The organism is Streptosporangium sandarakinum, assembly GCF_050942225.1.
GTDB lineage: Bacteria > Actinomycetota > Actinomycetes > Streptosporangiales > Streptosporangiaceae > Streptosporangium > Streptosporangium nondiastaticum.
The window spans coordinates 8,228,273-8,238,842 of the sequence record NZ_CP192034.1 but is presented as its reverse complement, the minus strand read 5'-3'; the positions used below and the strand labels follow the sequence as shown (position 1 = coordinate 8,238,842).

The following is a 10,570-nucleotide window of genomic DNA, read 5'->3' as shown; positions in this document are numbered from 1 at the left end:
GGCCCGGCTCACCTCCTCCGACGCGGCCCCCGACCGAGCTTCACCGCGATTCCCGTTATCCACAACCGGCGGCCGCCGGGCCCGCCGGGTTCTCCCGCCGTCCACCCGCCGGGCGCCGCGGCGGCCCATCGGGCCACCGTCCGGAATCCACAGGCAATCCACACGGTGTACACAGCCCCGCGCCCGCCGCCCCGCGCATCGTCGCAGCGGAGAGTAGGTCTGGAAGGGCTGACAGTAGTCTTGTCCACATCTCTGTTCAAGACGTTGTCCACAGCCTAGTGGCAGTACGGGGGAGGCTGGGTGCATGCCCTGTGGATGGCGGGGCGGCGGTGGACAAAGGGGCTGTGGATTCGTGGACGACCCGTCGGCGGCCCGCCCGCCGGTTTGACCTGGGACACGCGGGCACCGTAACGTACGACGGTCGGCTTACCACGCGGCGGCTATTTCGCATGCCCCGCCTCCGGTAAGCCAGCCACTCTGTCAAGCGTCCCCATGTGCTGGGGGCCGCGCCTTGAGCCTGGAGCCCACTCGTGAGCAAGCGTACTTTCCAGCCGAACAACCGTCGTCGCGCCAAGACCCACGGCTTCCGGCTCCGTATGCGCACCCGCGCCGGCCGCGCCATCCTGGCCGCCCGCCGTCGCAAGGGCCGCGCCGAGCTCTCCGCCTGACGTATCCACCGGCCCGGTTCGCCGGGCCAGGGCAGCAGCGTCTCGTCGCCCGTCGGCCGTGATAGCCGACGGGCGATAGGCGTACCTGCCCGGATTCCGCGAAGACCCACTCGTGCTGCCATCCGAATCCCGCATGCGCCGGGGCGAGGAGTTCGCCAGCGCGGTCAGAAAGGGAGGCCGAGCAGGCCGTCCCACCCTGGTCGCGCACTTGAGCATGCGCCCGGAGAGCGGTGAACCGCCGCTGGTGGGGTTCGTGGTGAGCCGGGCCGTGGGAGGCGCGGTCGTCCGCAACCGCGTCAAGCGCAGGTTGAGACACCTCGTGCGGGAACGCCTGGATCGCCTCCCGCGAGGTAGCCTGCTGGTTGTACGCGCCAATCCACCGGCCGCGTCCGCGCGAAGCGAGCGCCTTGCCGCCGAACTCGATGTCGCGCTGGATCGTTTACTCAGGCGGCGAGAGCCTCCCAAGGCTCGCATGGATGGGCGATGATGACGGCGCAGCAGACCGACGGCGGCACTCCCGCCGCCAGGACCCTGATGGCTCCTATCCGGTTCTACCGGGCCTACGTGAGCCCCCTGCTGGGTCCCCGTTGCCGTTTCCACCCCTCGTGCAGCGCCTACGGCCTGGAGGCCCTGGCCGTTCACGGCGCGTTGCGCGGCACATGGCTGACGATCCGGAGAATCGGGCGTTGCCACCCATTCCATCCCGGAGGTTTTGACCCGGTGCCCCCACGCCCGGTCCGGTCCGACGAAACGCAAGGGAGCTAGCTCCGTGGAGCTGTCCTGGCTGAATTGGCTGTACACGGCCGTCGCCCATGTCATCACCTGGATCCACCAGGGTTATAGCAGCTTCCTCTCTCCCGACAGCGGGCTGACCTGGGCGCTGACCATCATCACGCTGACCGTGTTGATGAGGCTGCTCATCTTCCCGCTGTTCCTCAAGCAGATGCGCTCGTCGAGGAAGATGCAGGAGCTGGCCCCGAAGGTCCAGGAGCTGCGCAAGCGCTACAAGAACGACAAGCAGCGCATGAACCAGGAGGTCATGGCGCTGTACCAGGGGGCCGGGGCCAACCCGCTCGGCGGCTGCCTGCCGATCGTGGCCCAGTTCCCGATCTTCATCTCGATGTTCACCGTGCTGCGGGCGATGGCCGACGGTCACACCAAGTTCGGCATGACGAAGGAGCTGGTCGACAGCGCCCGTGCGGCGCACATCTTCGGCGCCCCGCTGCCGGCCACCTTCTGGAGCAGCGCCGAGCAGATCCAGGCCCTCGGCGGCGCCCACCCGATCCAGACGAAGGTCGTGCTCGCGCTCTTTGTGGCGGTCAGCTCGCTGACCACCTTCCTCACCGTCCGGCAGAGCGTCACCCGCTCGATGGCGCAGATGCCGGACAACCCGATGGCGCAGCAGCAGAAGATCCTGATGTACATCTCGCCGCTGTTCGCCATCTTCTCGCTGAACTTCCCCCTCGGCCTGATCCTCTACTGGGTCACCACCAACCTGTGGACGCTGGGCCAGCAGCACTGGTTCTACAGCCGCCACCCCTCTCCCATGGTCGACGCCAAGGGAAACGTGGTGACCCCCGAGCCCAAGCCGGGCCTGCTGGGCAAGGTCAAGAAGACCGAGCCCCCCGCTCCTCCCATCGAGCCGGCACCCAAGGTGATCCGCCAGCAGCCGACCCGTCAGCCCCGCAGCAAGCGGACCGGTAGCAAGAAGTCATGACGACTCATCCCCGACAGCACGAAGGAGTGGCGGAGTGACCGAGGCCGAGAAGGAGACCGCGAAGACGGCTCCGGACCTCGCCGCGCTGGAGCAGGAAGGCGAGGTCGCGGCGGACTACATCGAGGGTCTGCTCGACATCGCCGACATCGACGGTGACATCGACATGGACGTCGAGGGCGATCGCGCCGTCGTGTCGGTGGTGGACGTCAAGGGCGGCGACCTCGTCGGCGCCAACGGCGAGGTGCTGGAGGCGATCCAGGAGCTGACCCGGCTCGCGGTCCACCGCCAGACCGGCCAGCGGTCCCGGCTGATGCTCGACATCGGCGGCTACCGCGACCGCCGCCGGACGGAGCTGCGTGACCTCGGCACCAAGGTCGCCGCGGACGTCAGGCGCAGCGGCGAGCCCAAGGCGCTGCAGCCGATGACCCCGTTCGAGCGGAAGATCGTCCACGACGCGGTCGCGGCGGCGGGCCTGCGGAGCGAGTCCGAGGGCGAGGAGCCCCGGCGCTTCGTGGTGGTCCTGCCCGCCTGACACCCGCGGCGGACACGAGCACCGGCCGCCGCCCCTGGTCCGTCCAGGGGCGGCGGCCTTTTTCGTCGGCGAATCCTCTTCCCCGAGGCACGGCTTCCGTCTGCGAACCGCCCCCTCAGGAGGCGGCTCCCGGCGGCGGATCGTCCCCTTCGGGCAGACTTCCGGTGATGGGCCGCCTTCCTCCGGGTGCGGCTCCCGACGGCGAACCGCCCCCCGTCCGGACACGGCAGCCTTTCACCGGCCCGCTTCGGTGTCTGCGGACGAGGGTGGCCCATTAGCCTTAGAACGCCCTGACCAAGACAGTTTCCGAGAAAAGAGTGAGCGTCGAGTGAGCGAGCAGATCCCCGAGCCGCCCGAGGTCGCGCGCGAGGTGTTCAGCGGCGACGCCTGGTCGAGAGCGGAGGAGTTCGCCCGGATCCTGGCCGGTCCGGGGGTGGTGCGCGGGCTGCTCGGCCCCCGTGAGGTGCCCCGGATCTGGGATCGCCACCTGCTCAACTGCGCGGTGGTCGCCGAGGCCGTCCCCGCCGATGTGCGCCTGGTGGACATCGGCTCGGGCGCCGGCCTTCCCGGCCTGGTCCTGGCGATCGTACGGCCCGACATCCAGGTCACGCTCCTGGAGCCGCTCCTGCGCCGGACGACGTTCCTCCAGGAGAGCGTGGACGCGCTGGGGCTCGGCAACGTCGAGGTGCTGCGCGGCCGGGCGGAGGAGGTCGCGGGTCGGCGGGAGTTCGACGTGGCCTGCGCGCGGGCGGTGGCGCCGCTCGACCGGCTGCTGAAGTGGGCGCTCCCCCTGCTGCGCGAGGGCGGCGAGCTCCTGGCGCTCAAGGGAGAGCGGGCGGCCGGGGAACTGGCGGACGCAGAAGCCCAGTTGCGGGCCAGCGGGGTACAAACCGCCGAACTTGTGTCCGTCGGGCACGGTAAGGTCGAGCCGCCGGCAACTCTCATTCGGGTGGTCGCCGGTCGGCCCCCCGGGAAAGCACGCCAGGCGGCCCGCGGCAAGGACCGCGCCTCGCGGGCGAAGCGGACCCGACATCAGTAGGACAGCCGGACAGCAGTAGGAAGCCGGACAGCACCACCGGAAAGACCGAGCAAAGCGAGTACGAAGCCAGTGAATGACCGTGGAAATGCGATCTCGGGCGCGACACGCGGTCTCGGCTGGCCCGAGAATCCCGTCGCCCTGCCAGCGGGACACCCCGGTGGTCTGGGCTGGCCGGTCCCGGCTCCCGAAGCCGCGGCCCGGCCGGTCGAAAGGGCGGCGACCGTGACCCAGGTGACCCAGCCACCCCTTAGCCCCGGCGACTCGCCGCTGGTACGAGAGGCACTCAGTTCAGTGGTTTCACGTGAAACATCGGCCCAGACGACCATGACCACTCCAGGAAACTCCAGCGTGCCCCGGGACGCCGTATGGCCGCGCCCGCCGAAGACCCGCATCTTCACGGTCGCCAACCAGAAGGGCGGGGTGGGCAAGACCACCACGTCGGTGAACCTCGCGGCGGCGCTGTCCATGCACGGCCAGCGCGTCCTGGTGGTCGACCTCGACCCGCAGGGCAACGCCTCCACGGCGCTGTCCATCGACCACCGCGGCGACGTGCCGGACATGTACAAGGTCCTGGTCGAGGACGTGCCGCTGGAGGAGGTCGTCAAGGAGGTCCCGGACATGCCGGGGCTCTACTGCGCCCCCGCGACGATCGACCTGGCCGGCGCCGAGATCGAGCTCGTCTCCATGGTCGCCCGGGAGGCGCGTCTCCAGCGGGCGCTGAACGCCTACGGGGCCGACGAGTTCGACTACATCCTCATCGACTGCCCGCCCTCGCTCGGCCTGCTGACCGTCAACGCCCTGATGGCCGCGAACGAACTGCTGATCCCGATCCAGTGCGAGTACTACGCGCTGGAGGGCCTGGGTCAGCTGCTGCGCAACGTGGACCTGGTCCGCGCCCACCTCAACCCCACGCTCGACCTGTCCACCATCCTGCTGACGATGTACGACGGGCGGACCCGCCTGGCCTCCCAGGTGGCGGAGGAAGTACGGTCGCACTTCAGCGGAACCGTGCTGAACACGGTCATCCCGCGGAGCGTCCGCGTGTCCGAGGCGCCCAGCTACGGCCAGTCCGTCATGACCTACGACCCGGGCTCCAGCGGCGCAATGGCCTACATGGACGCCGCACGCGAAATCGCCTACCGCGGCGCTGTCGTGTGAGCGCCCGGGGGCCTGTGGCTGTCATCATTACGAGGATCATTGGGGACGCCGACGTGAGCCGGGAGAGGCAGTGAGCAAGCCGCCGAGGGGACTGGGCAAGGGACTGGGAGCGCTCATCCCGACAGGTCCGGCCGTGACGGAGGTACGGACGCCGGTCCAGGAGCCGGTCGTGACCACCGGTACGACCGCCGCGGCGGTCATCATGGAGCCGGAACCGCCGGAGCCGCGGCGGCCCGAGCTGCAGCCGGTCGCGGGCGCCTACTTCCTTGAGATCCCGATCGGGAAGATCAGGCCGAACCCGCGCCAGCCCCGCGAGATCTTCGACGACTTCGCGCTGGACGAGCTGGCCATCTCGATCCGCGAGGTCGGGCTGCTCCAGCCGATCGTGGTCCGGGCGGTGGACGACGACTCCTACGAGCTCATCATGGGGGAGCGCCGCTGGCGTGCCTCCGAGCGCGCCGGGCTCTCGGAGGTCCCCGCGATCGTCCGCGACACCCAGGAGGACAAGCTCCTCCTGGACGCCCTCATCGAGAACCTCCAGCGGGAGCAGCTCAACCCGCTGGAGGAGGCCGCCGCCTACCGGCAGCTCATCGATGACTTCGATGCGACCCACGAGCAGCTCGCCACCCGCATCGGCCGCTCGCGCGCCCACGTGACGAACACGCTGCGCCTGCTCAAGTTGCCGCCCAACGTCCAGCGGAAGGTCGCGGCGGGCACGATCACCGCCGGGCACGCCCGCGCCCTGCTGACGCTGGACGACCCGGCCGCCCAGGAGCACCTCGCCAACCGGATCGTGGCGGAGCTGCTGTCGGTCCGGGAGGTCGAGGAGATCGTGGCCGTCGGCGACGCCAAGGCCGCACCGGCGCCCGCTCCCCGGGCCCCCCGGGCGAAGGCGGCCGAGGAGCCGGGTCTCCGCCAGCTCGCCGACCGGCTCTCCGACCGCTTCGAGACCCGCGTGAAGGTCGACTTCGGTCGCCGCAAGGGGCGCATCGTGGTGGAGTTCGCCACCATCGACGATCTGGAGCGCATCATCGCGACGATGGCCCCGGGCTCCATGGGGGATGGCGAGAGCTGACGGCTCGTCTGCGACGGTGGCCCGGTGTTTCACGTGAAACACCGGGCCACCGTCATTTCAGGAGACTCCCGACGGGTGAGGAGGATTGCCTCCGAGTCTGCTGGGAAGCGGCGATGTTTCACGTGAAACAGCAGTCACCCGCAGGCCCTCCGCTCCACTGACGGGCTCCCTGACGAGGCCCCGGGGTCGCGCTCCAGAGCCGGTCCTCAGACATGTTTCACGTGAAACAACGACCGCCCAGGCGCTCCGCTTGGTCGCCAGGTTCATCGGAGGGGAACCCGGCTATCCCATCCCGGAGCCGTTTCTCGGCATCGTTTCACGTGAAACATCGCCGTCCGGGCGGGCGGCCGTACCGGCCTCCTTGGTCGTACCGGAGAGGGTCAGGCGTCGGTGGCCGCCTGTACGGCGAGCCGGATGTCGGCGAGGAAGGCGTCGATGTGCTCCGCCGTGGTGTCGAACGAGATGACCCACCGGACCACGCGCTCCTCGGCGTCCCAGACGTGGAAGAGATACCGCTGCTGGAGCTCGGCGATCACCTTCTCCGGAAGCACCGGGAAGACGGAGTTGGACTGGACGGGGTAGCGGAGCGAGACCCCGGGAAGCCCGGTGACGCCCTCCGCCAGCCGGCGGGCCATCGCGTTGGCCTGGGCGGCGTTCTCGCGCCAGAGCTCCCCGGCGAGGAGCGCGGTCAGCTGGACGGAGACGAAGCGCATCTTGGAGGCGAGCTGCATCGCCTGCTTGCGGAGGAACAGCGCGGAGGCGTCCAGTTCGGGGTTGAGGATGACGATCGCCTCGGCGCCCATGGCGCCGTTCTTGGTGCCGCCGAAGCTGAGCACGTCCACCCCGGCGTCCGTGGTGAGAGCGCGCAGCGAGCAGCCCAGCCCGGCCGCGGCGTTGGCCAGCCGCGCCCCGTCCATGTGCAGGAAGAGGCCGTGGGCGTGAACGAACTCCGCGAGCTCGGCGACCTCGTCGGCGGTGTAGCAGGTACCGCACTCGGTGGCCTGGGAGATGGAGACGACGCGGGGCTGCGAGTGCTGGACGTTGCCCAGCACCGAGAGCTGCCCCCGGACGTCCTCCGCCGAGATCTTGCCGTCCTCCGTGGCGAGGGGGACCAGCTTCGTGCCGAGCAGGCGTTCGGGGGCGCCGCCCTCACTGGTGTTGATGTGCGCGCTGACGGGGCAGAGCACCGCGTCGTAGGGCCGCAGGAGGAGACTCAGCCCGACGACGTTGGCCCCGGTGCCGTTGAACATGGGATAGACGGTCGCCCGGTCGCCGAACTCGGCGCGGAAGGCGTCCTCCGTCTCCCGGGTCCAGTGGTCCCCGCCGTACGCGGGGGCGTCCCCGGTGTTCGCCTCGGTGACGGCGGCCATGACCGCCGGGTGGACGCCCGCGTGGTTGTCGCTGGCGAAGCTCTTCGGAAATGGGGTGGAAGTCAGCACGGGACCACACTAGGACCTGTTTTGTGGATCTTCGCCGTGGCGAGGATCGGCCGGGCGGTCCCTGCGGATCCCGGGCCCGCGCCGGGGTCCGTGCCGTTGCACGGACCCCGGCGAGGTCAGACCGTGCCGCGGGCGGCGGCCTGCTCCAGCAGCACCCGGCAGACGGTGCCGAGGTCGTCGCCGGCGGCCTCGACGGCCATCGGCAGGAGAGACGTCTCGGTCATGCCCGGGGCGACGTTGACCTCCAGGAAGTGCGGCAGCCCGTCCGAGTCGACGATGAGGTCCGTACGGGAGACGTCCCGCAGCCCCAGTGCGGTGTGCGCGGTCACCGCCATCTCGGCGCAGGCCGCGGCGACCTCGGGGGACAGCCGGGCGGGCGCGAAGAACTCGGTGTGGCCCGCGGTGTAGCGGGCCGCGTAGTCGTACACCCCTCCGTCCGGGACGATCTCCACGGGCGGCAGGGCCACCGGGCCCTCCCCGAGGTCGAGCACGGAGACGGCCACCTCGACGCCTTCGACGAACCGCTCGATCAGCGCGGTGTCGCCGTAGGCGAAACAGCCGACCATGGCGGAGGGCAGCTCCTCCGCGGTACGGACGACCGACGCGCCGAGCGCCGAACCGCCCTGGGACGGCTTGACGAACAGCGGCAGGCCCAGCCGCTCGACGATCCGGGACAGCACCTTGGACGCGCCGAGGTCGTGGAAGGTCTCCTTCGGCAGGGTCACCGAATCGGGCGTGCGGAGGCCGACGGAGCGCACGACCGCCTTGGCGGTGGGCTTGTCGTAGGCCACCCGGCAGGCGTCGGGCCCGGCGCCCACGTACGGGACGGAGAGGAGCTCCAGCACCGAGCGGATGGCGCCGTCCTCGCCGGACCCGCCGTGCAGCGTCACGAAGGCCGCGTCGGGCGGGTCGGCGAGGACGGTGGGCACCAGGGAGGCGTCGGTGTCGCGGATCTCCACCGGGATCCCCGCCGCCCGCAGTACCTCGCCCACCCGGCGGCCGGAGCGCAGGGACACCTCGCGCTCGTAGGACAACCCGCCCGCCAGCACGAGGACATGGCCCAGATCACTCACCCGAAACACCTCTCTTTTCCCACCCGTACCGCGTCCCGGTCCGCTCCCGTCGCGGCCGGGCCGTTCGCCGCGCGACGGCGGCGGAAGTCACCGTACGGCACCGCGCCCGGTCCGCGCTCGTCCGGCCTGCCGCCGGACGCCCGCGTGGAAGGCCGGAGTCCGACGCCGGCGGGGAGGGCCGGAGTCCGACGCCCGTACCGGACGGCCGAGCCGGGCGCCCATGCCGGAGGCCGCGGGTCCGCCGGACGGCGAACCCGGGCTTCCACCTCAGGGTAGGCGGGAAGGACCCGCGGACCGGGCAGCGGCCCGCGGGACGGCGAGGCGCTCCGGCGCGCCGCGGTGACCCCCGGGCGGCGCGGTGACAGATGGGACGGTGAGGCGCTCCGGGGTGACCCGCGGGGGCGTGGTGACAGGCGGGACGGTGAGGGCTCCGGTGGACGGCGCCCGCAGCGGTGCGGGACATCGCTTCGCGGCGCCCGGTGTCGCGCCGGACGACTTCGCAGCCGCCTTCGGCTCCGGCGGCGACCGCCGCTCATCAGAGAGACCCCCGCGCCCCACGCCGTGATCATCGCGGCATGGGGCCCAGAGAGTGAAGGACGGCCTAGGCGATGTCGGGGCCGGGGGTGTCCACCCCGGTGTGACCCGGCGCGGCGCCCGGGCCGAACGTGTCGCGCAGCTGCAGCTCCTGCTCGATCACTCCGGCCAGGCGCCGGACGCCCTCGCGGATGCGGTCCGGCTCGGGATAGCAGAACGACAGGCGCATGTTCCGGGTGCCGCCGCCGTCGGTGTAGAAGCCGGTGCCCGGGACGAAGGCGACCCGCTCGGCGACCGCGCGCGGCAGCAGGGCCTTGGAATCGAGGCCCTCGGGAAGCGTGGCCCAGACGAAGAACCCGCCCCGGGGACGGGTCCACGTCATGCCGGCCGGCATCAGGGCGTCCAGCGAGGTGAGCATGGCGTCGCGGCGCTCGCGGTACAGCTCACGGAAGGTCTTGATCTGCTCGCGCCACGGCTGCACGGAGAGGTACTCGCCGACCGCGAGCTGGGTGAAGGTGGAGTGCGAGAGCACCGCCGACTCCATCGCCAGCACCAGTTTGTCGCGGATGGCGTGCGGGGCGAGCGCCCAGCCGACCCGGAAGCCGGGGGCCAGGGTCTTGGAGAATGAGCCGAGGTACACCACGCCGTCGGCGTTGTCGGCGCGCAGCGCCCGCATGGGCTCGCCGTCGAAGCCGAGCAGGCCGTACGGGTTGTCCTCGACGACCAGGATGCCGGCGCGCTGGCAGATGTCCAGGACCTGCTGCCGGCGGGCCGCGTTGAGGGTCACCCCGGCCGGGTTCTGGAAGGTGGGGATCGTGTAGAGGAACTTGATCGGCGCGCCCGCCGTCCGCAGCGCGTAGATGGTCTGGGCCAGCGACTCGGGGACGATGCCCTCGTCGTCCATGGCGATGTGGACGACCTTGGCCTGGTAGGCGGAGAAGGTGCCGAGCGCGCCGACGTAGGACGGCCCCTCGGCCAGCACGACGTCGCCCGGGTCGATGAAGATGCGGGTGATCAGGTCGAGAGCCTGCTGGGAGCCGACGGTCACCACGACGTCGTCGGCGCCCGCATCGATGCCCTCCAGGCGCATGACGTCGCAGATCTGCTCGCGGAGGTGCGGGTCGCCCTGGCCGGAGCCGTACTGCAGCGCGACCGGGCCGCGGCGGGAGACGAGGTCGGCGACGAGCTCCCCCACCACGTCGAGGGGCAGCGCGGTGACGTACGGCATGCCGCCGGCCAGCGAGACCACCTCGGGCCGCGACGCGACGGCGAAGAGCGCCCGGATCTCGGAGGCGACCATCCCGGTTGCCCGTGCGGCGTACCGGTCGACATAGG

General features: G+C 71.0%; 11 protein-coding genes. 8 read left to right on the top strand and 3 right to left on the bottom strand.

All coding sequences use genetic code 11. From position 1 onward, the window contains the following. Positions 1-530: 530 nt before the first annotated feature. The 8 genes from rpmH to ACQP10_RS37775 all read left to right on the top strand — a co-directional run bounded on the left by rpmH (position 531) and on the right by ACQP10_RS37775 (position 6,189). Positions 531-668 carry a 50S ribosomal protein L34 gene (gene rpmH, locus ACQP10_RS37810; protein ID WP_010849920.1) on the top strand — a complete coding sequence of 46 codons (138 nt, stop codon included), beginning with the start codon at positions 531-533 and terminating at the stop codon, positions 666-668. A 112-nt stretch (positions 669-780) separates the two neighbouring features. Then, a complete protein-coding gene (gene rnpA, locus ACQP10_RS37805) occupies positions 781-1,155 on the top strand; it encodes a ribonuclease P protein component (protein WP_179821623.1) in 375 nt (124 codons plus the stop codon). After that, positions 1,155-1,433 carry a membrane protein insertion efficiency factor YidD gene (gene yidD / locus ACQP10_RS37800; RefSeq protein ID WP_179821626.1) on the top strand — a complete coding sequence of 93 codons (279 nt, stop codon included), beginning with the start codon at positions 1,155-1,157 and terminating at the stop codon, positions 1,431-1,433. The genes rnpA and yidD overlap by 1 nt, the downstream gene beginning before the upstream one ends. A 4-nt stretch (positions 1,434-1,437) precedes the next feature. Further along, positions 1,438-2,385 (top strand): membrane protein insertase YidC, encoded by a 948-nt coding sequence (gene yidC / locus ACQP10_RS37795; protein ID WP_399498633.1) that lies wholly within the window; start codon positions 1,438-1,440, stop codon positions 2,383-2,385. A gap of 34 nt (positions 2,386-2,419) precedes the next feature. Next, positions 2,420-2,917 (top strand): R3H domain-containing nucleic acid-binding protein, encoded by a 498-nt coding sequence (locus tag ACQP10_RS37790; protein WP_179821632.1) that lies wholly within the window; start codon positions 2,420-2,422, stop codon positions 2,915-2,917. A 328-nt stretch (positions 2,918-3,245) separates the two neighbouring features. Then, positions 3,246-3,956: a 16S rRNA (guanine(527)-N(7))-methyltransferase RsmG gene (rsmG, locus tag ACQP10_RS37785; RefSeq protein ID WP_179821635.1), complete on the top strand. Its 711-nt coding sequence runs from the start codon at positions 3,246-3,248 to the stop codon at positions 3,954-3,956. Positions 3,957-4,280: 324 nt separating this feature from the next. Beyond that, positions 4,281-5,114, top strand: a complete 834-nt coding sequence (locus ACQP10_RS37780; protein WP_218911743.1) for a ParA family protein — start codon at positions 4,281-4,283, stop codon at positions 5,112-5,114. Between the two features lie 70 nt (positions 5,115-5,184). Continuing rightward, positions 5,185-6,189, top strand: a complete 1,005-nt coding sequence (locus ACQP10_RS37775; protein ID WP_346018308.1) for a ParB/RepB/Spo0J family partition protein — start codon at positions 5,185-5,187, stop codon at positions 6,187-6,189. Positions 6,190-6,569: 380 nt separating this feature from the next. Here the strand turns inward: ACQP10_RS37775 and ACQP10_RS37770 are convergent, their stop codons facing one another. The 3 genes from ACQP10_RS37770 to ACQP10_RS37760 form a co-directional block, all read right to left on the bottom strand. After that, complete coding sequence (locus tag ACQP10_RS37770; protein WP_399498631.1) at positions 6,570-7,628, bottom strand: threonine aldolase family protein; 1,059 nt, start codon at positions 7,626-7,628, stop codon at positions 6,570-6,572. A 116-nt stretch (positions 7,629-7,744) separates the two neighbouring features. Continuing rightward, positions 7,745-8,701, bottom strand: a complete 957-nt coding sequence (locus ACQP10_RS37765) for a D-alanine--D-alanine ligase family protein (RefSeq protein ID WP_179821641.1) — start codon at positions 8,699-8,701, stop codon at positions 7,745-7,747. A 601-nt stretch (positions 8,702-9,302) separates the two neighbouring features. Then, a complete protein-coding gene (locus tag ACQP10_RS37760; RefSeq protein ID WP_218912247.1) occupies positions 9,303-10,535 on the bottom strand; it encodes a PLP-dependent aminotransferase family protein in 1,233 nt (410 codons plus the stop codon). Between the last annotated feature and the right edge of the window lie 35 nt (positions 10,536-10,570).